This window comes from Streptomyces sp. NPDC045899 (assembly GCF_056431485.1).
The window spans coordinates 156,843-176,989 of sequence record NZ_JBWKKP010000005.1; the positions used below are offsets into that span (position 1 = coordinate 156,843).

Consider the following 20,147-nt stretch of genomic DNA (forward strand, 5'->3'; position numbering starts at 1 on the left):
CGCCCCGCCGGCCTCTCAGCCCGTCGCCAGCAGCAGGGTTCCGACCAGCGCCAGTCCCGCACCGCCCGCCTGGATGGCCCGCAGCCGCTCGTTGAGCAGCCCGCGGGCCGCGAGCGCGGTGACCACCGGGTAGAGCGAGGCGAGTACGGCGGCCACCGCGACCGGGCCGTGGTGGGCGGCCAGGTTGTAGGTGCCGTTGGCGGCGACATCGGACAGGCCCACGAAGGCGAGCGCCGGAAGCGCCGCCCGGACCACGGCGATACCGCCCTCGGGACCCTCGGGCAGTGCGGGGTTGCCCCGCCGGACGGAGACGTAGAGCGCCGCGCCGCCGACCGCGACATTGCCCAACCGCTGCACGAACAGCGCGAGGAAGAGCCCGGTGAGGGTCGAGGACGCCTCCGCGATCAGCGCCATCACCGAGCCGAAGCCGAGCGCGGCGACCAGGGTGAGCACCAGGGTCTGCCGCTGGACGGGCGCGCCGCCGGTCTGCGGTCCGCTCGCCAGGACCACACCGGCCACCGCGACCACGATCCCCGCGACCTGGAGCACACCCGGCCGCTCGCCCAGCACCAGCGCCAGTCCGAGGGGCACCGCCACTCCGCCCAGCGCGCCGAGCGGGGAGACGACGCCCATCGGGCCGAGCGCGAGGGCCCGGTAGAAGCAGAGCATCGCGGCCGGTCCGACCACACCCGCCGCGACCGCGAACCACAGCTGAGGTCCGGCCTCGGACCAGCCGCCGGTGGCCACCACGATCGCCCCGAGGACGGCCACCGCGATGGTCTGCGAGACCACGACCACGGTGAGGGCGGGCATACGCCGGGTGAGCAGCCCTCCGCCGAAGTCGGCCAGCCCCCAGAGCAGGCTGGTGGCAAGAGCGAAGAGTGCGGACATGGTGGAACCTCGCCGTACAGTGTGTTGGACGTGGGAGTACACCCCACCGTAGTTCAATGCGTTCGACTAAGCCATTCAAAATATTGGACGGACATCCGGACCGTGACGGACCTCGACCAGCTCACGCAGTCACTCGCCCGCAATCTCAAGCGCTGGCGCAATGAGCGCGGCTACACCCTCGACGCCCTCGCCGCCCGGGCCGGGGTCAGCCGGGGCATGATCATCCAGATTGAGCAGGCCCGCACCAACCCCAGTGTCGGCACCACCGTGAAGCTGGCCGACGCCCTCGGGGTGAACATCACCACACTGCTCGACTATGAACAGGGACCGCAGGTACGCCTGGTCCCCGCCGATCAGGCGGTGCGGATGTGGTCCACCGATGGGGGAAGCTACACCGCGCTGCTCGTCGGGACCGAGGCGGAGGGGCCGCTGGAGTTGTGGGAGTGGCGGCTGATGCCCGGTGAGGGCAGCACATCCGATCCGCATCCGGCGGGCACCTTCGAGCTGCTGGTCGTGACGGCGGGGGTGCTGACCCTGGTGGCGGGCGGCGAGGAGCACACCGTACCGACCGGGACGTCGGCCGCCTTCGAGGCCAACACCCCCCATGGCTACCGCAATGACGGTGATGTCCCGGTGGCGATGACCATGGCCGTGTCGGTCCCGCCCGCCCGTTGAACCGTCCCTCCGCCCGCTCGGCTAGCGTGACCCCATGAGCACGCCGATGGACGCCTTCGACGACGTCCGCCCCGCCGTCGAGTGCCTGGACCTGCTGACCGCCCCCGTCGCCGCCGCCCTGCGCCACTGGCGCGGGAATGTGCCGGTCGAGCGGGTGCGCTACGTCGACACCGACCCGGAGCGGGCCGACACCGCCGTACTCGTCGAGCACTACGGGGCGTGGCTGCTGGAGCAGTCCGCCAACTGCGTGGTCGTCGCGGGCAAACGGGGCGGTGCGGTCACCCTCGCCGCCTGCATGGTGCTCGCCCACACCCGCGCGGATGTCAACGGTGTGGTCCGCCGTCATCTCGGCGCCCGGAAGGCGTCGTTCGCCCCGGCCGAGACCGCCACCGGGGAGAGCGGTATGGAGTTCGGCGGCATCACGCCCATCGGTCTGCCCGACGGCTGGCCGCTGCTGGTGGATGCCGCCGTCGCGGAGATCCCCCATGCCGTGATCGGCAGTGGCAGCCGCCGGGGCAAGCTGATCGTGCCGGGCGCACTGCTGGCCGGACTGCCGGGCGCGGTGGTCCTGGAGGGTCTCGGCGTCTGACCCGCCGGTCCGGGCCCGCCCCGCCCGCGGGTGCGCCCAGGAGTCGTGGCGGACGTGCGGTTCAGCCGAGCCGCGGGATCTCGATGGCCGGGCAGCGGTCCATGACCATGTCCAGTCCGGCGGCCCGGGTGCGCTCGTACGCGGCCGGGTCGATCACGCCCAGCTGGAACCAGACGGCCTTCGCCCCGACGCTCACCGCCTCGTCCGCGATTCCGCCCGCCTGTCCCGCGTTCACGAACACGTCGACCACGTCCACCGGGAAGGGGATGTCGGCCAGGGAGGCGTAGCCCCGTTCGCCGTGCACCGTCTCGGCCCTGGGATGCACCGGCACGATCCGCTTGCCGAAGCGCTGGAGCACGCCCGCGACCCCGTGGGCCGCGCGCTCCTGGTTGGCGGAGAGTCCCACCACGGCCCAGGTGTCACCTCGCTCCGTCAGGATCCTGCGGACCGTCTCCGGGTCGCCGTACATGGGTGCCTCCTGCGGGGATGCTCGAACGTGCCGTTCCAGGGCTCTTCGCAGGACAACCGTCACCGGCGCCCGCGGATTCCCGGTGATCCGGTCACCCGCCACGCCCCGGCAGCAGGACGCCCGCCACCTCGGCCATCACCGCCCGCCAGTGGTCCCGCCGCTCGGCGCGGTCCCGCGTACCGGAGAGCCGTTCCTGGTGGAAGCGGAGGACGCAGCCCGCGCCCTGTGCGGTGACCGTGATCTGCACCGTGGTCTCCCGCTCCGCCGCCGCGGGCCGGTGCGTCAGCCGGAGCCGGGAGCCCTCCTGATAGCCGCGCACCTCGCCGGTCACGCCCTCGTCGGTGCGGTACGCGGAGCCGCGCTCGGGGCGGATCCGGACGCCGTGCCCCAGCCACAGGGCCAGCCCCTCCGGTCCGGTGATGAAGCGCCAGACGGTCTCGGGCGGCAGCGGCAGCGTCTTGGAGACGCCGATCTGGAAGCCGGCGGTCCTGGTGAGTCCGGTGGGATGCGTCATGGTGCGGTGTTCTCCTCGGTGTCTCGGCGGGCGCGCAGCGCCCGGACCTTGTGGCGGTTGCCGCAGCGCTCCATCGCGCACCAGCGGCGCCGCCCGGGACGGGAGGTGTCGACGAAGACCAGGAAACAGTCGTCCGCTCCGCAGACCCGGATCCGCCCGGCGAAGCGGCCGGTGAGCAGTTCGACCGCGTCACGGGCGATCGTGGACAGCGCCTGGGACGCCTCCGCCGGGGCGTGCCAGCCACGGGTCCGATCCGCTGTGACGTACGGGACCAGCGGGGGACGGGCCGCCGCGCGGTGGAGTCCGGCGAGGTCCCCGGCGGACAGTGGTCCGCCGTCCGTCGCGGCGCGCGCCAGGCCCCACAGCGCGTCACGCAGCCGACGGCCCGCGGCCACGTCCTCCGGGGCGGTCCGCACATCGGCCGGGTCCAGGCCGAGCCGGCAGCGGCCCAGCCAGTCGGCCAGGTCCGCCGGGGTGTGCAGTACCTCGTGACGGCTCAGCGCTCCGGGCCCGCCGGTGGTCAGGAACTCCAGGCACAGCGCGCCCGGATCGAACGGGTAGCGGGTGCCCTCGGGGGAGGTCAGGACCAGGCTGTGCGCCGACTCGTTCATGTAACCACCATAACCAGTTACCGGACGGTGGGGCAGTCCGGAGGACGGGCTCCGCGCGGCGCATAGGGTGGACGGATGCAGGAGCGGTACCGGACGGTCGCCCGCGCGGGCGTGCATGAGATCGAGATCAACAAGTCGCGCTTCATCTGCTCACTCGCGCCCGCCGCGACCGAGCGGGAGGCGCAGGAGGTCATCCAGCGCGTCCGGAAGGAGCACCCCACCGCCTCGCACAACTGCTTCGCCTACGTCATCGGAGCCGACGGCGGAGTGCAGAAGGCGTCCGACGACGGTGAGCCGGGCGGTACGGCGGGTGTGCCGATGCTCCAGATGCTGGTGCGCCGGGAGGTGCGCTACGTGGTGGCCGTCGTCACCCGCTACTACGGCGGTGTGAAGCTGGGCGCGGGCGGGCTGATCCGCGCCTACGGCGGAGCGGTCGGCGAGGCGCTGGACACCCTGGGCACCGTGGTCCGGCAGCGCTTCCGGCTGGTCACCATCACGGTCGACCACCAGCGGGCCGGAAAGCTGGAGAACGATCTGCGTGCCACGGGCCGGGCGGTGCGCGATGTGCGCTACGCCGAGGACGTCACGATCGAGGTGGGGCTGCCCGAGGCGGACGTCGAGGCGTTCCGCGGCTGGCTCGCGGACACCACCGCCGGGACCGCCGTCCTGGTGCTGGGCGGCGAGGCGTACCAGGACGCGTAGCCGGACGGTCCCGGCGGCGGAAGCGACCGTGCGGAGTCCGGCCCCGCGGTCTGATTCACGAAGATCCGGACGATACGACCCGGGCGGAACCGCGGACCGGTGGCTCCGCGTCGGACGCGGCGTCCGGGGAGCCCTGCTGTCCCGGCCCCGGCGCCCCCGACGCTCTGCGGCCGAGGGTGATCCTCACCGGACGGGCCGCATCGGCGCGGGACACCCGCCGCAGCCGGACAAAGGCGTCCAGCCCGCCGCCGGGTGCCGCGGCCAACGTCGCCTCCCCGCCGCTCACATGGGCCAGTCGCTGGACCAGCGACAGGCCCAGACCGGTGCCGCCCTTGGGTGCGTCGGGGGCGCGCCAGAAACGGTCGAAGGCGCGCCGCCGCTGTTCGGCCGTCATCCCCGGCCCCTCGTCGATCACATGCAGTTCGACCCAGGACGGCCGCGTCTGGTGACCGGGCAGATGGAGAGGGCGCCGGTCGGAGACGGAGAGCCGGGGGCCGAGGGTGACCGTGCCGCCCGCCGGGACCGCCCGCAACGCGTTGGAGAGCAGGTTGTCCAGGATCTGTTCCACGGCCCCGGGCGCCGCGAGCGCATGGCCGACCGGTCCGCCGGTCAGCACCAGCCGGGCGTTCTCCCGCTCGAACAGCGGCGCCCAGGTGCGCAGTCGGCCGGCGCACACCTGGTCCACGTCGACCGGTTCGGGGACGACGGCCCCCTCCTCCAGGCGCGCCATCGCCAGCAGCCCTTCCACCATCCGCGCCAGCCGGTCCATCTCGGTCATCGCCGCGGTGAGGCAGTCGTGCGCATGACCGGACACCTCGGGCTCCAGGTTGTCCAGGCGCAGCCGCAGCGCCGCGAGGGGCGTTTTGAGCTGGTGGGACGCCTCGGCGGCGAAGGCGCGCTGGGAGGCCAGCAGATGTTCCAGCCGGGCGGCGGTCTGGTTGAAGGTCGCCGCGAGGCTGCGCACTTCGGGCGGTCCGGAGCTCGCCGGGGCCGGGGTGGCCAGTTCGCCGTCGGCCAACCGGTGTGCGGCACGCTCGAGTTCACGGATCGGACGGCTGGTCCAGCGGGCGAAGACCAGGGCCACGACGGCGACGGCGACCAGGATCGCGAGCCCGGCGAGGGCCAGGATCAGCCAGATCCGGTGGACGCGGCCCTCCACCGCGTCGGTGGGGAGGGTGAGCCAGACCGCGCCCTGCGGCCGGTCGCCGTGGCCGATGGGCGCGGCCATGGACAGATGGCGCACCCCGCCGATGGTGGAGGTCCGGACGTCGAACGCGTCATGGCCGTTCAGTGCGGCCCGCAGTTCGGGCCGCGCCGCCGCGGTCCGCCGCTGCCCGGCGGAGAGCGGTTGCGACGTGGCGAGCAGCCGGCCGTGGACACCGACGATGAGTACGGTCCCGCCGATGCGCTCGGCGCAGTGCGCCACCCTCGGTGGCAGCCGGTCCTCCCGGCCCGCGGCGATGGACAGTGAGGCGAACGCGGCGACGGACTCGGCCTCGTCCTCGGCGGCGGTGATGATCCGCTCCCGTTCGGCCCGGCTGTAGACGTACCCCAGCGGTATCTCAAGGCTCAGCAGCACCAGGGCCGCCAGGGTCAGATAGCCGAGCAGCAGACGGCGGGTCACGGCCGGGCGGTCTCGGGCACCCGGGCGTGCACCGCGAGCCGGAAGCCGACGCCGCGCAGGGTCTGGATCCAGGCCGGATCCCCCAGCTTGCGGCGCAGGGTGGCGATGTGGACGTCCAGCGTCTTGGTCGGCCCCTCGAAGTGGGGGTCCCATACGCGGTCGAGGATCTGCTGACGGGAGCAGACGGCGCCGGGGTCCTCGGTGAGCAGGGCCAGCAGCTCGAACTCCTTGGGGGTGAGGGGCACGGGGGAGTCGCCCACCCAGACCTGCCGGGTCCGCCGGTCCACGACCAGCGGCTCGGCGAGGGGGCCCCGGAGATCGGCGACCGTGGGCCCGTGCGCCGGCCCGGCCGGACGGCCGGCGCCGGAGGGACCCGGGGCCGGGACCGCCGCCGGAAAGGCGGCGAGCGGCGGGAACGTGCCCGCGGAGGCGGCGGGCCGGGTGCGGCGGGTGATCGCCCGGATCCGTGCGATCAGCTCCCGCATGCTGAACGGTTTCGCCAGATAGTCGTCCGCCCCCAGTTCGAGTCCGAGGACCCGGTCGGCCTCCTCACCCCGGGCGGTGAGCATGATGATGGGCACCTCGGACGTCCGCCGGATGCCGCGGCAGACATCGATGCCGTCCATGTCCGGCAGTCCCAGGTCGAGCAGGACGATGTCCCCGTACGGCCCCCGGAGCCCCTCGGCCCCGGTGCGGACATGGTCGACGGTCAGCCCGTAGCGCCCTAAACCCTCGATCAGGGGCTCGGCGATGGTCTCGTCGTCCTCGATGAGCAGTGCACGTACCGTCATGCGGTCTGTCTACCGCAGCCGCTCCGGGCCCCGCCGATTTTTGTAATCTTCCGAGCGGGGGCCGGAATGGGCGGAACGGGACCGCCGCGGAATACGTACATACGGCGGTCGGCAATTGCCTCGGCCATTCCGGATCGCCCCTTTCCGGACCGTTCGGGGGTCATGCGGGTGGGACGGGCGGCGCGGATGACACGGGCGGGGAGAGAGGGCCCTGTTATGGCGGGGCTCCGATCGCCGATACCGTGGTCGGAGCCCGTACCGTCCATGCGGTGCGGGCGCGATGGTGACCGAGGCCCATGGGGCGGGGGAAGGACAAACGTGCGGGTCGGGGATGAACGGTGAGAATTCTGCACACCTCCGACTGGCACCTCGGACGGTCCTTTCACCGGGTGAACCTGCTCACCGCCCAGCGTGAGTTCATCGACCACCTGGTCACCACCGCGCGGGAGCGGGAGGCCGACGCCGTGGTCGTCGCGGGGGACGTCTATGACCGTGCGGTGCCGCCGCTCGCCGCCGTCGAGCTGTTCGACGACGCCCTGCACCGGCTGGCGGAGCTCGGCGTTCCCACCGTCATGATCTCCGGCAACCATGACTCCGCCCGCCGGCTCGGCGTCGGCGCCGGACTGATCGAACGCGCCGGGGTCCACCTGCGCACCGACCCCGCCGAGTGCGCCACCCCCGTCGTCCTCGACGACGCCCATGGAGCGGTGGCCTTCTACGGTCTGCCGTATCTGGAACCCCGCCTGGTGCGCGAGACGTTGGACGCTCCGGCCGCCGGGCATACGGCGGTGCTGGACGCCGCCATGCGGCGGGTGCGCGCCGATCTCGCCACCCGGCCGCCCGGCACCCGCGCCGTCGTCCTCGCCCACGCCTTCGTCACCGGTGGCGCGGTCAGCGACAGCGAGCGCGACATCAGCGTCGGCGGTGTGGCCTCCGTCCCCGCCGAGGTCTTCGACGGCGTGGACTACGTGGCGCTCGGCCATCTGCACGGCTGCCAGACCATCACCCGACGGATCCGCTACTCCGGCTCACCGCTCGCCTACTCCTTCTCCGAGGCCACCCACCGCAAGTCCATGTGGCTGGTGGAACTGGGCCCGGCGGACATGGGAGAAGCGGTGGGGCCGGGCAGCGCAGCGCTGTCCGCCGAGCGGGTGGACTGTCCCGTGCCCCGGCCGCTCGCCCGGATCCGCGGCCGTATCGAGGACCTGCTCGCCGACCCCGGTCTCGCCCGGCACGAGGACGCCTGGGTCGAGGCGACCCTGACCGACCCGGTCCGTCCGCAGGAGCCGATGGCCCGGCTGACACGGCGCTTCCCGCACGTCCTCACGCTCGTGTTCGACCCCGAGCGGCCCCCCGAGGACCCGCTCGCCTCCTATGCCCGGCGGCTGCGCGGCCGCGACGACCAGCAGATCGCCGAGGACTTCGTGGCCCATGTGCGCGGGGGACGCGGCCCGGACGCGGCGGAGCGCACGGTGCTCGGCGACGCGCTCGAAGCCGTGCGGACCGAGGAGAACGGCGCCGGACGGGACGCCGGAGCCGGCACCGGCGGCACGGAGGGGACGCGATGAGGCTGCACCGGCTGTCCCTCACCGCCTTCGGTCCGTTCGGCTCCACCCAGGAGATCGACTTCGCCGAACTCTCCGCCGCCGGGCTCTTCCTGCTCCACGGGCCCACCGGCGCGGGCAAGACCTCGGTCCTCGACGCGGTCTGCTACGCCCTGTACGGGCAGGTGCCCGGGGCCCGGCAGGGCAGTGCGCCGTCCCTGCGCAGCGATCACGCCGATCCGTTCACCCCGACCGAGGTCGTCCTCGAACTCACCGTCGGTGAACGGCATCTGGAGATCACCCGCAGTCCCGAACAGCCCCGCCCCAAGAAGCGGGGCACCGGGACGACGCGCGAGAAGGCGCAGAGCCTGCTGCGCGAACGGGTCCCCGCGACGGGTACGGCGCCGGGCCGGCCGGGGGAGTGGAAGGCGCTCAGCCGCTCGCACCAGGAGATCGGCGAGGAGATCGGGCAGCTGCTCGGGATGAGCCGCGAACAGTTCTGCCAGGTGGTGCTGTTGCCGCAGGGCGATTTCGCGCGCTTTCTGCGCGCGGATGAGATGGCGCGCGGAACGTTGCTGGGCAGGCTGTTCGACACCGGCCGCTTCGCCGCCGTCGAGGCCCGGCTCGCCGAATTGCGGCGGGCCGCCGAGAAGCGGGTCACCGGCGGTGACGAGAGGCTTCTGACGCTCGCCCACCGGATGGCCCAGGCGGCGGGACCGGCCCCCGACCTCGCGGCGTGGCCGCTCCCCGAACTGGCCCCCGGCGCACCGGGGCTGGCCGACGCCGTCCTGGAGTGGGCCGCCGTCGCCCGTGCCGGGGCGCGTGAGCGGCGCGACATCGCGTCCGCTGCGGTGCACGCCGCCGAGGCCGCGCATGACGCGGCCCGGCGCGCGGCCGACACCGAGCGCGAACGGGACCGGTTGCAGCAGCGCCACGCCGAGGCCCGGCGGCGTGCGGACGACCTCGAACGGCAGCGGGCCGAACACGACGGCGTGCGTGAGCGGCTGGAGCGCGCCCGCGCGGCGGACACGGTCGCCCCGGCCCTCGAACTGCGCGCCGCCGCGGACCACGAACACCGGGCCGCGGCCGACGCCGAACGCGCCGCCCGTGCCCGACTGGCCGCCGATCCCCGGCTCGACACCCTGACGGCCGCGCCCCACCGGCCCGCCACACCCGGGATCCCGGGCCAGCGCCCGGTGGACGAGCGGGAGGTCCCGGCCGACGCGGTGGCCGCCCCGGACCCGGCCCACCGCACCTCCGGCGCCGCGCGGGGAGAGGTGCCCGGGGCGGGGACCGGGGACGGAACGAGGGGCGGGGGCTCCGCTGAGCCGGGCGCGGCCCCGCGGTCCGAGGACAAGGGACGGACCGATGAGGCCGCAGCGCCTGCCGAGGGGACGCCGCGGCGGCCGTCCGCCGTGCACCACCAGGACGACGACACCCGGCCGTGGCTGCCGGGCCCCGCGCCGGACGGGTACCTCCGCACCCGTCTCTCCGAGGCGGACGCGGTCTCCCTGGGCCGGGTCGAGCGCGGGCTGCGCGAGGAACTCGGCTCCCTGGCCGCCGCCCGGCGCGCCGAGCAACGGGCCGAGGCCGTGGCCGACGAGATCGCCGGGCTCGACCGGGAAGCGCGCGCCGACGACGAGGCGCTCGCCGAGGCCGCCGACTGGCTCACCGGCTGGGAGACGGTCCGCGCGGAGCACCAGCGGCGTATCGACGACGCCCAGGACGCCGCCACCCGCGCCGAACAGCTCGGCGGCCGGATCGAACCCGCCGAACGGCGGCTCGACGCCGCCCGGTTGCGCGACCGGCTCACCATGGAGGCTTCGGAGGCGCGCGAGCACCGGCTGCGGTGCCGGGAGGAGGCCACCGGCGCCCGGCAGAACTGGCTGGACCTCAAGGAGGGCCGACTGCGCGGGATCGCCGCCGAACTCGCCGCCGGGCTGCGGGCGGGGGAGCCGTGCGCGGTATGCGGATCGGCCGACCACCCGGCCCCGGCGCGCCCCGGCGACGGGCATGTGGACCCGGCAGCCGAGGAAACCGCGCTGGCCGAGTACCAGAGCGCCGAGGCACGCAGGGAGGAGGCCGAGCGCGTTCTGCACGGGCTGCGCGAAACCCTCGCGGCAGCCGAGACCACCGCCGGGGGCGGCGAGACCGCCGAACTCGCCCGCGCGCTGGCCGAACTGCGGTCCGCGTACGCCGGGGCCCGTGAGGCGGCGGCGGACGGTCATCCCGCCCGCGAGGCGCTGGACCGGGCCGGGCGCGAGTACGAGCGGCGGCTCGCCCAGCGTCAGGAGGCCGAACGGCGGGCCTCCGCGCGCACCTCGCACCGCGAGGCGCTGCTGCGCGAACGCTCCGCGCTGCGCACCGAACTGGAGCGGGCCCGGGGTGGCGCCGCCACCGTGGCGGAGCGCGCGGAGCGGCTGGAACGGCAGGCCGCCCTGCTGGCACGCACCGCCGAGGCAGCCCGCGCGGCCGAGTCCGCCGCGCGGCGGCTGAAGGACGCCGACGCCCGGCTCGCCGACGCCGCCTACCGCGCGGGCTTCGACACCCCCCAGGCCGCCGCGGGCGCACTGCTGCCCCCCGAGCGGCAGCGTGAGGCGCGGCTGCGCGTCGAGCAGTGGCAGACGGAGTCCGCGGCCGTCGCGTCGGAACTGGCCGATGAGCGGGTGCGCGCCGCCGCGCAGACACCGCCGGCCGACCCCGAGGGCGCGCGCGCCGCCGCCGACGTGGCCACGAGGGCGCTGCGCGACGCCTCGGCCGCGGACGCCGCGGCCCGCGCCCGCTGCACGGACCTGGACGCGCTGTCGTGGCAGGCGGTCGCCGACGCCCACCGCGTCGCCCCGCTGCGGGAGGAGTACGACCGGGTGGCCCGCCTCGCCACGCTCACGGCGGGCACCGCGGCCGACAACGAGCGCAGGATGCGGCTCGAGGCGTATGTGCTGGCCGCCCGGCTGGAACAGGTCGCCGCCGCGGCGAGCGTCCGTCTGGCCCGGATGTCCTCGGGCCGCTACACCCTGGTGCACTCCGACGCCCGCGCCGGCGGCCGCGGCCGCTCCGGCCTCGGACTGCACGTCATCGACGCATGGACCGGCCGTGAGCGCGACACCGCCACCCTCTCCGGCGGGGAGACCTTCTTCGCCTCGCTCGCCCTGGCCCTGGGCCTGTCCGACGTGGTCACGGACGAGACGGGCGGGGTCCGCCTGGACACCCTCTTCATCGACGAGGGCTTCGGCAGCCTGGACGAGCAGACCCTCGACGAGGTCCTGGACGTCCTGGACTCGCTGCGCGAGCGGGACCGCACGGTCGGGATCGTCAGCCATGTCGCGGATCTGCGCCGGCGGATCCCGGCCCAGCTGGAGGTCGTCAAGGCCCGTCAGGGCTCGACGGTCCGCCACCGCCTGACGACGGGGACCTGAGCCCCCGGTCGGCACCGGGCCCACCGGCCCTGTCGGCCGCCGGGGCGTCGGTCAGCGGGCGGCGGCCGCCGCCAGGGACGTGAACAGGGGGCGTGGATCGGTGTCCCGGGGCAGACCGCTGACCTGTCCGTCGCCGACCTCCACCACGCGCCACCGCCCGTCCTCCCGGAGCGCCAGGTCCGTGGTGATGAAGCGGCAGCCCAGCTCCCGTACCGCCGACCCGATACCGGTCAGATCCGGTACGGGGCGGAGGGCGGGGGAGTCGGGATGGGGGCCGATATGCGCCGGTTCACCGTCGAGCCACCAGACCCGCGCCTCGCCCACCGGCCGGAACCGCTCGAAGCGGCGCAGCACCACACCCCCGGTGAGGAAGTCGTCCTGGAGCTCGACGAAACGGGCAGCGACCGCCGTGAGGTGCTTGGTGTCGGCGAGGTCGGGGACGTAACACGCCTCGTCCCACTCATGTTTGCGGGACTTGACCCAGTCCTTCACCACGGCCGGACCGGTACCGCCGAGCCGGGCCGCCAGCCCGGCGAGCGCCGCTTCCCCGGGACTCCTGCCCGGGGCGGTGGGCAGCCAGGCGCTGGTCGGAGTGAGGGGGGCGAACACCTCGTACCAGCCGGGGAGTTCATGGGCGGTGCGGTAGCGCTCGGGCGTGGTGAGCAGGGTGCGGCCGCACCCGGCGAGCGCGGTGGCCAGCTCGGCGTAGCGGTCGCCCGGCAGCATCCAGCCGCGGTACCAGGCGGGCCCGCTCTCCCGTGGCACCCGGGCCACCGCGCCCGCCGTGTCGCCGGAGACCAGGGCCTCGTGGTCGATCAGGGCGACGGCGCCTCCGGCCGTGCGCACGGCCCGCGCCTCGTCGGCGAACTCGGGGTCGACCCGGCGCGGTACGAGCGGATCGCGGGAGAAGAGGAAGACGGCGCCCATGGGCGGACCCTAGGAAGCGGGGCGGCCCGGCCACAAGCCGGTTTCCCGGCCGGGCCGCCCCCGTGCGCTTACGCGGCCGCCGCGCCCGTGGAACCCTCGGGGCTCACAGCGCCGACAGCTCCTCGACCAGATCGTCCAGCCCCAGTGACCCCTGCGAGAGCGCGGCCATATGCCACTTCTTGGCGTCGAAGGCGTCGCCGTGGGCCTTGCGGGCGGCCTCACGGCCGGTCAGCCAGGCGCGTTCGCCCAGCTTGTAGCCGATGGCCTGGCCCGGCATCCCGAGGTAGCGGACCAGCTCGCTGTCGAGGAACTCGGCGGGACGGCCGCAGTGCAGGCCGAAGAACTCCCGGGCCAGCTCCGGGGTCCAGCGCTCACCGGGGTGGAACGGGGAGTCACCGGGGATCTCCATCTCCAGGTGCATCCCGATGTCGACGATCACCCGCAGCGCCCGCATCATCTGGGCGTCCAGATAGCCCAGCCGCCGCTCCGCGTCGGAGAGGTAGCCCAGCTCGTCCATCAGCCGCTCCGCGTACAGTGCCCAGCCCTCGGCGTTGGCGCTGACCATGCCGACAGTGGCCTGGTAGCGGGAGAGCCGGTCGGCCACGTGGGCCCACTGGGCGAGCTGGAGGTGGTGGCCGGGGACGCCCTCGTGGTACCAGGTGGAGACCAGGTCGTAGACCGGGAAGCGGGTCTCGCCCATGGTCGGCAGCCAGGTCCGGCCGGGCCGGGAGAAGTCCACCGAGGGCTGGGTGTAGTACGGCGCGGCGGCGCCACCGGGCGGGGCGATCATCGACTCGACCCGCTTGACCCGCTCGGCCAGGTCGAAGTGGGTGCCGTCCAGCTGCTCGATGGCCTCGTCCATCAGCTCCTGGAGCCAGACCCGGGTCTCCTCCACGCCCTCGATGTGGGTGCCGTGCTGATCGAGGTGGCGCAGCGCCTCCCAGGGGGTGGCACCGGGGAGGATCTTCTCGGCCTCGGTGCGCATCTCGGCGTGGATGCGGTGGAACTCCGACCAGCCGTAGGCGTACGCCTCGTCCAGGTCGAGATCGGTGCCGTTCCACATCCGGACCCAGCGCCGGTAGCGCTCGCGCCCGACGACGTCCGGGGCGCCCTCGACGGCGGGCGCGTAGGTGTCGCGCAGCCAGTCGCGGAAGGTGACCAGCGCCCCGGTGGCCACCGCCGCGGCCTCGTCCAGCTCCGCGCGCAGTTCCTTCGGACCGCCCGCGGCGAACTCGGCGAACCAGCCGCCGTCGGTGCCGATCCACTCCGCGAGCTGCTCCAGCACGGTGGTCACCTGCCGGGGCCCGGCGGGCAGCTCCCGGCGCAGCCCTTCGGCGAGCGAGGCGCGGTAGCCCTCGAGCGCGGCCGGTACGGCGCGCAGCCGGGCCGCGATGGCCGCCCAGTCCTCGTCGGACCCGGTGGGCATCACGGTGAAGATGCCGCGCACCGAGTGGAGCGGGGAGTGCAGATTGCTGACGGCCCGCAGTTCCTCATGGGCGTCGTGGACCGCGAGCTCCGCGGTCAGCCGCTCCCGCAGCAGCCGGGCGCAGCGCCGCTCGGCGTCACTGTCCGCGCCGGGCCGTGCCTCGGCCTCGGTCAGCCGGTCCAGGGTGGTGCGGGCCAGCTCGGCGAGGGCGCCGGCACCGGCCGGGGAGAAGTCCGGGAGGCGGCGGGAGCTCTCGGGAACGCCCATGTAGGTGCCGGTGATCGGGTCGAGTTCGATGAGGGCGTCGACGTAGGCGTCGGCGACGTCACGGGGCAGCGGAGCGTTCTTGATGTCGGACATGCGGCCATCCTCGTACGCGCGGGGCCACTGCGTCAGCAGCAATTCCGGTGACGTACCTGAACCCGCCGGTCACGGCGGCCGGAAGCGCGTGCCTAGCCGATTGGTGCGCCACCGTGGACGGGGGGCAGCATGGGCCCGCACGCCCACTGCTGGAAGATCAGCCGGGTCTCCACCCGGGCCACCTCACGGCGTGAGGTGAATTCGTCCAGCACCAGCCGCTGGAGATCGGCGGTATCGGCGACCGCGACGTGCACCAGGTAGTCGTCGGGCCCGGCGAGGTGGAACAGCGACCGGGACTCCGGCAGCGCCCGGATCCGTTCGACGAACGGTCCGACCAGCTCACGGCGGTGCGGCCGCAGCTGCACCGAGAGCAGCGCCTCCAGACCGCGCCCCATCTTGGCGGGGTCGAGCCGGAGCTCATGGCCGAGAATGACTCCCGAGCGGCGCAGCCGGGTGACCCGGTCCAGGCAGGTCGAGGGCGCCACACCCACCTGGGCTGCGAGGTCCCGATAGGTGGTCCGGGCGTCGTTCTGCAAGAGCCGCAGAATCTGGAGATCCACCGGATCGAGAGCGACTGTTTCGGCCATCGGCCGAACGTAGCACGAACATCAGTCGTATTGAATCGGTGCTTGTTCACCCTTCACCCATGGACTTCACGGAGAGCACGGAGACCACGGAGAGCACGCGGTACGGCGGGAGCCACGCACTCGCCACCGAGGCCGTCCACGCCGGTCGCGAGGACCTCGCGGCCATGGGACTGCACGCCGTGCCACTGGACCTGTCGACGACCTACCCCTCGTACGACAGCCGCCAGGAGGCCGCCCGGATCGACGACTTCGCCACCACCGGGGCCCGGCCGGACGGCCCGCCCGTCTACGCCCGCCTCGACAACCCGACCGTCGGCCGTTTCGAGACCGCCCTCGCCCGGCTGGAGGGCACCGAGAGCGCCGTCGCCTTCGCCAGCGGGATGGCCGCGCTCAGCGCCTGTCTGCTGGTGCGGGTGGCCCAGGGACTGCGGCATGTGGTCGCGGTCCGTCCGCTGTACGGATGCAGTGACCATCTGCTGGACGCCGGACTCCTGGGCACCGAGGTGACCTGGGTGGACCCGGCCGGGGTGGCCGACGCCATCCGCCCGGACACCGGTCTGGTGGTGGTCGAGTCCCCGGCCAACCCGACCCTGCGCGAGCTCGATCTGCGGGCCATCGCCCACTCCTGCGGCACGGTGCCGCTGCTCGCCGACAACACCTTCGCCACCCCGGTCCTCCAGCGCCCGGCCGAACAGGGTGCGAACGTGGTCCTGCACAGCGCCACGAAGTACCTCGGCGGACACGGCGACGTCCTGGGCGGCGTCGTCGCCTGCGACGAGGGCTTCGCCCGGTCGCTGCGCCAGGTGCGGTTCGCGACCGGCGGGGTGCTCCACCCGCTCGCGGGCTATCTGCTGCTGCGCGGGCTGTCCACGCTGCCGGTGCGGATGCGGGCCGCCTCGGCGACCGCGGCGGAGCTGGTCCGGCGGCTGGAAGCCGACCCGCGGGTGGCGCGGGTCCACTATCCGCGGCTGGGCGGCGCCATGGTGGCCTTCGAGACCCACGGCGATCCGCACGGGGTGATCGCAGGGGTCCGGCTGATCACCCCCGCGGTCAGCCTCGGCAGCGTCGACACCCTGATCCAGCACCCCGCCTCCATCAGCCACCGCATCGTGGCCGAGGGCGACCGGCACTCCCACGGCATCAGCGACCGGCTGCTGCGGATGTCGGTCGGTCTGGAGGACGTCGAGGACCTGTGGGGCGACCTGGACCGGGCGCTCAGTGCCCGTGCGGCCGGGCGGGCGCCGGAAGCGGCGCCGGAGCAGCGGCCGGCGCCGGTGCCGGGCTGAGCCGGGCGGTGATCACGAGGGTGCCCTGCTCGATCTGGTAGTCCAGCGGCAGTTCGAGGGCGCGCATGGCCGCGACCATGCCGGTGTTGGCCGACTGGGTCACGGCGTAGACGCTCTCGCAGCCGGTCTCGGCGGCCATCGCCACCAGCCGCCGCAGCAGCCGGCCGCCGACACCGCGCCGCTGCCAGTCGTCCTCGACGATCAGCGCGACCTCGGTCTCGTCGCCGTCCCACAGCAGATGGCCGAGGGCCACCAGCCGCCCGGAGGCGGTGTAGGCGGCCAGTGTCCGGCCGAAGCGGGGGCTGAGCAGATGGCCGAGGTAGCGGTCGGCGTCGCCGATCGGGCCGTGGTAGCGCAGACCGAGCGTCGCGGGGGAGCAGCGGCCGTGCATCGCGCGGGCGGCGGGCAGATCGCCGGTGCCCGCGCGGCGCACGGTGATCTCGTTGCCCTCGGGCAGGGTCAGCACATCGCTGCGGTGCGGTATGCGCGGACCGAGCCGGGCGTCCAGCTCCACCAGAGCCCGGGCCCGGGCGAACTCGGTGGGGGTGAACGGCAGATGCGGCCGTTCGATGGTGATCGCGCCACCGGACGGGTCACGCAGTCGCATCACGGTCTCCTCCAGTACGCCCTCGACCGGCGGGGTGCCGTCCAGCCGGCGGCCGGTGAGGGACTTCGCGGGCAGTGAGTGGATGGTGCAGCGGCCCAGCAGCTGCCGCAGCGCCAGCGGGAGTTCGGCGCCGTCCAGCGCGGTGCGGGTGGCCAGGTTCAGTACCCGGGTGGGGGCGTCCACCAGATCGTGGGTGTCGGCCCGTTCCAGCCAGGTGTCGCTGCCGCCCCCGGCCCCGACCGCGCGGGTCAGCTCGGCCGCGGTCACGGATTCCGGGGCGCGCAGCAGGAACTCGTCCACCGTACCGTCCGCGAGCGGATGGGTCTGGAGCGCCAGGATGTCCACCCGGTACCCGGCCAGCGCCGCGCACAGGGCGGCCAGGGTGCCGGGCTCGTCCCGGACGGTGGTGCGCATCCGCCACAGCGCGGTGGTCTCGGGGTGCTCGGTCGCCGGGGCGCCCGCGGGGGCGGCGGTGGGCGCGCCGCCCGCGGGCGAGGGTGAGCCGTCCGGTGGCCGGTGACCGTTGCGTCGTGACCACCGCACGGGGAAGGCGGCCGCCACCGCGCCGAACGGGGCGGCCAGTTCGGCCCGGGTGCGCCGCCAGTGGCGGCGGAGGCGGGAGTCGTGCGGGGAGTTCGCTCGTGAGGTCATGGAAAACACCTTCGCGCAGGGGTGTTGCCTGATCACGAACACGATGTGTCCGGAGGGTTAAGTAAGGCTTTGCTGTGAGAAGTTCGCTTTGTCCGGCATGAAATCATTGAAGATGGAATCTCCGATTCCTGGAAGGGTCGTCGTGCTGGGTGGCCAGCCGCCGCAGCACCAGGCCGCAGCGCCGTGCGTAGGCACGCTGGAAGACCGGTACCAGTGGCCCCACCAGACGCGTGTACCACTTTGCCGGGCGACTGAACGCCGTCACCGTCAGGATCACGGAATCGTCCGATTCCCGACCCACCACGAACGATTCCTCGCCGCGCTCCGGATGGCCCGGCAGCGTGCCGTAGGCGAAGCCGGTGCGGGTCCCGTCGGCGACCGTCCACACCACCTCGCACGGCGCCCGCAGCCGCAGCCGCCCGATGCCCAGACCCACCACGACCGGCCGCCCCGCGGTGGCGACCGGCTCACAGGAGCGGACGGAGACCCCGACCGCCCGGTGCATCCGCCAGTCCAGCACCGCCCGCCCGGCCCGCTCGAACACCGCGGGCCCGTGGCCGAGGACGGTGCGCACCCGCAGGTGGTGATAGCCGTCCGGCAGCGGCCACCACCGGGTGGCCTCCACCTCCGGATAGGTGAGCCGGGTGACGGGGGCGCCGGGACCGCCGGGGGTCGTCATGTCCGTACCGTACGCCGCGCGGGCACCCGCGCGGCGTACCCCAGGACGGTTACTGACCGACCAGACCCGGCCGGAGCACCTTGGTGTAGAGCACCGCTCCGCCGTCCTCGCACAGCCGGACGGTCATCTCGCCGCTGTCCCCGTCGATGTCCACCTCGCCGTAGAACTGGAAGCCCTCGGCGGGTCCGACGTTGGCGCGGGGCGGAGCCTTGACGAAGGGCTGCTCGGGCCCGAAGGTGCCGTCCAGCTTCAGTGCGGGGTAGGCACCCGCGTTGAGCGGCCCGGAGACGAACTCCCAGTACGGGGCGAAGTCCTTGAACGCCGCCCGCGCGGGGTCGTAGTGCTGGGCGGAGGTGTAGTGCACATCGGCCGTCAGCCACACCGTGCCGGTGATCTTCCGGTGCTTGATGTGCCGCAGCAGTTCGGCCAGCTGGAGCTCCCGGCCCAGCGGCGCGCCGGGGTCGCCCTGCGCCACGCCCTCGATGGCGGTGGTGCCGTCCGGAACGACCAGGCCCAGCGGCATATCGCAGGCGATCACCTTCCACACCGCCCGCGACCGTGACAGCTCCCGTTTGAGCCAGGCCAGTTGTTCCGCGCCCAGGATGCCCTGGGTGTTCTCCGGCTGGCGCCCGGGCGAGTTGGCGTCCCGGTAGGTGCGGCAGTCCAGGACGAAGACGTCCAGCAGCGGACCGTGGCGCAGCACCCGGTAGACCCGGCCCTGGGCGTCCGGGCGCAGGGTGCCGACGGGGGAGTACTCGGCGAACGCCCGCCGGGCGCGGGCCGCCAGCACGTCCACGTTCTTCTCGGTGTAGCGGGCGTCGGTGAGGATCTCGCCCGGGTACCAGTTGTTGAGGACCTCGTGGTCGTCCCACTGGCTGATGACCGGCACCTGGGAGTGGAACCGGCGCAGGGCGGTGTCCAGCAGGTTGTAGCGGAAGGCGCCGCGGAACTCGTCCAGGCTCTCGGCCACCTTGGTCTTCTCCGGGGTGACCACGTTCCGCCAGGTGGAGCCGTCGGGCAGGGTGACGCTCTCGGCCAGCGGGCCGTCGGCGTAGATGTTGTCACCGCTGCACAGGAAGAAGTCGGGGTCCCTGCGGCGCATCTCCTCGAAGATGCGGAAGCCGCCGTGATCGGGGTTGATGCCCCAGCCCTGGCCCGCCAGATCGCCGGACCACACGAACCGCACCCCCTCGCGGCGGCGGGCGGAGACGGTGCGGAACGTGCCGTACACCGGCTCTCCGGTGCGGCGCGGGTCATCGGGGTCGGCCAGCAGCACCCGGTAGTGCACCTGGCTGCCGGAGGGCAGTCCGTGCAGTGCCGTACGGCCGGTGAAGTCGGTGCCGGGGCCCACCACCGGGCCGTGCCAGCGGTGCGGTCGGGAGAAGGACTCGGTCGCGGCGGTCTCGACGATCATCCGGGCCGGGCGGTCGGAGCGCACCCACACCAGCCCGGAGGAGGTCGTCACATCGCCCACCTGGACGCCCCACCGGGCGTTCGGCCGCCCGGACAGCGCCTGCGCGGGCGCGGCCGGTGCCACGGAGGGCAGGGTGAGGGCGGCCGAGGCGGCCGCCGAACCCTGCAGTACCGCCCGCCGCCCCATCCGCCTGCCGGAATCCCGCGCCATGTGGAACCTCCTGTGAGAATCGAAGAACCGCCGTACCGTGCGTGGCCGCTGTGCTGCCGTACCCCTGTCGTTGCTATCGGTGCGAGATGCCCCGCGCCCGAACGGACAGTGAACAACCGGCCGTGGTGCCGGGGGAAGTGGGCTGCGCCGACGATCCCCCGGCCGGCGGCACCC

Annotated in this window: 18 protein-coding genes; 6 read left to right on the plus strand and 12 right to left on the minus strand. The window is 73.9% G+C overall.

Annotated elements, in window-relative coordinates:
* Positions 1 to 15: 15 nt before the first annotated feature.
* Complete coding sequence (locus AC07FT_RS09555; protein WP_254741420.1) at positions 16 to 891, minus strand: EamA family transporter; 876 nt, start codon at positions 889 to 891, stop codon at positions 16 to 18.
* A 102-nt stretch (positions 892 to 993) separates the two neighbouring features.
* Between AC07FT_RS09555 and AC07FT_RS09560 the strand changes: the two genes are divergently transcribed.
* Both AC07FT_RS09560 and AC07FT_RS09565 read left to right on the plus strand, forming a co-directional pair.
* The gene (locus AC07FT_RS09560; protein ID WP_471196276.1) at positions 994 to 1,566 is read left to right on the plus strand and encodes a helix-turn-helix domain-containing protein; all 573 of its coding nucleotides are present in this window, start codon (positions 994 to 996) and stop codon (positions 1,564 to 1,566) included.
* Positions 1,567 to 1,600: 34 nt separating this feature from the next.
* Positions 1,601 to 2,155 (plus strand): YbaK/EbsC family protein, encoded by a 555-nt coding sequence (locus tag AC07FT_RS09565; protein WP_479175383.1) that lies wholly within the window; start codon positions 1,601 to 1,603, stop codon positions 2,153 to 2,155.
* 61 nt (positions 2,156 to 2,216) lie between these two features.
* Here AC07FT_RS09565 and AC07FT_RS09570 read toward each other — a convergent pair whose 3' ends face one another.
* From AC07FT_RS09570 to AC07FT_RS09580, 3 genes are all read right to left on the minus strand, one after another.
* Positions 2,217 to 2,624, minus strand: a complete 408-nt coding sequence (locus AC07FT_RS09570) for a CoA-binding protein (RefSeq protein ID WP_479175385.1) — start codon at positions 2,622 to 2,624, stop codon at positions 2,217 to 2,219.
* Positions 2,625 to 2,715: 91 nt separating this feature from the next.
* Positions 2,716 to 3,138, minus strand: a complete 423-nt coding sequence (locus tag AC07FT_RS09575; RefSeq protein ID WP_479175386.1) for an SRPBCC family protein — start codon at positions 3,136 to 3,138, stop codon at positions 2,716 to 2,718.
* On the minus strand, positions 3,135 to 3,749 hold the full coding sequence (locus AC07FT_RS09580; protein WP_479175388.1) for a CGNR zinc finger domain-containing protein: 615 nt from the start codon (positions 3,747 to 3,749) through the stop codon (positions 3,135 to 3,137). The genes AC07FT_RS09575 and AC07FT_RS09580 overlap by 4 nt, the downstream gene beginning before the upstream one ends.
* A gap of 75 nt (positions 3,750 to 3,824) precedes the next feature.
* Between AC07FT_RS09580 and AC07FT_RS09585 the strand changes: the two genes are divergently transcribed.
* The gene (locus AC07FT_RS09585) at positions 3,825 to 4,451 is read left to right on the plus strand and encodes a YigZ family protein (protein ID WP_479175390.1); all 627 of its coding nucleotides are present in this window, start codon (positions 3,825 to 3,827) and stop codon (positions 4,449 to 4,451) included.
* A 55-nt stretch (positions 4,452 to 4,506) separates the two neighbouring features.
* Here the strand turns inward: AC07FT_RS09585 and AC07FT_RS09590 are convergent, their stop codons facing one another.
* Both AC07FT_RS09590 and AC07FT_RS09595 read right to left on the minus strand, forming a co-directional pair.
* Positions 4,507 to 6,075: a sensor histidine kinase gene (locus AC07FT_RS09590; RefSeq protein WP_479175392.1), complete on the minus strand. Its 1,569-nt coding sequence runs from the start codon at positions 6,073 to 6,075 to the stop codon at positions 4,507 to 4,509.
* Positions 6,072 to 6,866, minus strand: coding sequence for a response regulator transcription factor (locus AC07FT_RS09595; protein ID WP_479175393.1), 795 nt, complete (start codon positions 6,864 to 6,866; stop codon positions 6,072 to 6,074). Before AC07FT_RS09595 ends, AC07FT_RS09590 begins: the two co-directional genes overlap by 4 nt.
* Before the next feature lie 338 nt (positions 6,867 to 7,204).
* Here AC07FT_RS09595 and AC07FT_RS09600 point away from each other — a divergent pair, with 338 nt between their 5' ends.
* Together AC07FT_RS09600 and AC07FT_RS09605 are read left to right on the plus strand one after the other, a co-directional pair.
* Positions 7,205 to 8,434, plus strand: a complete 1,230-nt coding sequence (locus AC07FT_RS09600) for an exonuclease SbcCD subunit D (RefSeq protein ID WP_479175394.1) — start codon at positions 7,205 to 7,207, stop codon at positions 8,432 to 8,434.
* Positions 8,431 to 11,826, plus strand: coding sequence for an AAA family ATPase (locus AC07FT_RS09605; RefSeq protein WP_479175396.1), 3,396 nt, complete (start codon positions 8,431 to 8,433; stop codon positions 11,824 to 11,826). The genes AC07FT_RS09600 and AC07FT_RS09605 overlap by 4 nt, the downstream gene beginning before the upstream one ends.
* Before the next feature lie 51 nt (positions 11,827 to 11,877).
* Here AC07FT_RS09605 and AC07FT_RS09610 read toward each other — a convergent pair whose 3' ends face one another.
* The 3 genes from AC07FT_RS09610 to AC07FT_RS09620 form a co-directional block, all read right to left on the minus strand.
* The gene (locus AC07FT_RS09610; protein WP_479175398.1) at positions 11,878 to 12,753 is read right to left on the minus strand and encodes an ATP-grasp domain-containing protein; all 876 of its coding nucleotides are present in this window, start codon (positions 12,751 to 12,753) and stop codon (positions 11,878 to 11,880) included.
* Positions 12,754 to 12,856: 103 nt separating this feature from the next.
* Positions 12,857 to 14,539 (minus strand): DUF885 domain-containing protein, encoded by a 1,683-nt coding sequence (locus tag AC07FT_RS09615; protein ID WP_479175400.1) that lies wholly within the window; start codon positions 14,537 to 14,539, stop codon positions 12,857 to 12,859.
* A 92-nt stretch (positions 14,540 to 14,631) separates the two neighbouring features.
* Positions 14,632 to 15,126, minus strand: coding sequence for an Lrp/AsnC family transcriptional regulator (locus tag AC07FT_RS09620; RefSeq protein ID WP_479175401.1), 495 nt, complete (start codon positions 15,124 to 15,126; stop codon positions 14,632 to 14,634).
* Positions 15,127 to 15,185: 59 nt separating this feature from the next.
* Between AC07FT_RS09620 and AC07FT_RS09625 the strand changes: the two genes are divergently transcribed.
* Positions 15,186 to 16,412, plus strand: coding sequence for a trans-sulfuration enzyme family protein (locus AC07FT_RS09625; protein ID WP_479175403.1), 1,227 nt, complete (start codon positions 15,186 to 15,188; stop codon positions 16,410 to 16,412).
* Here AC07FT_RS09625 and AC07FT_RS09630 read toward each other — a convergent pair.
* The 3 genes from AC07FT_RS09630 to AC07FT_RS09640 all read right to left on the minus strand — a co-directional run bounded on the left by AC07FT_RS09630 (position 16,342) and on the right by AC07FT_RS09640 (position 19,973).
* Positions 16,342 to 17,670, minus strand: coding sequence for an N-acetyltransferase family protein (locus AC07FT_RS09630; RefSeq protein WP_479175405.1), 1,329 nt, complete (start codon positions 17,668 to 17,670; stop codon positions 16,342 to 16,344). The genes AC07FT_RS09625 and AC07FT_RS09630 overlap by 71 nt on opposite strands.
* 103 nt (positions 17,671 to 17,773) lie before the next feature.
* Entirely contained in the window at positions 17,774 to 18,349 is a 576-nt protein-coding gene (locus tag AC07FT_RS09635; protein WP_479175407.1) for a DUF1990 family protein, read from the minus strand.
* 49 nt (positions 18,350 to 18,398) lie between these two features.
* Entirely contained in the window at positions 18,399 to 19,973 is a 1,575-nt protein-coding gene (locus AC07FT_RS09640) for an alkaline phosphatase D family protein (RefSeq protein WP_479175408.1), read from the minus strand.
* Between the last annotated feature and the right edge of the window lie 174 nt (positions 19,974 to 20,147).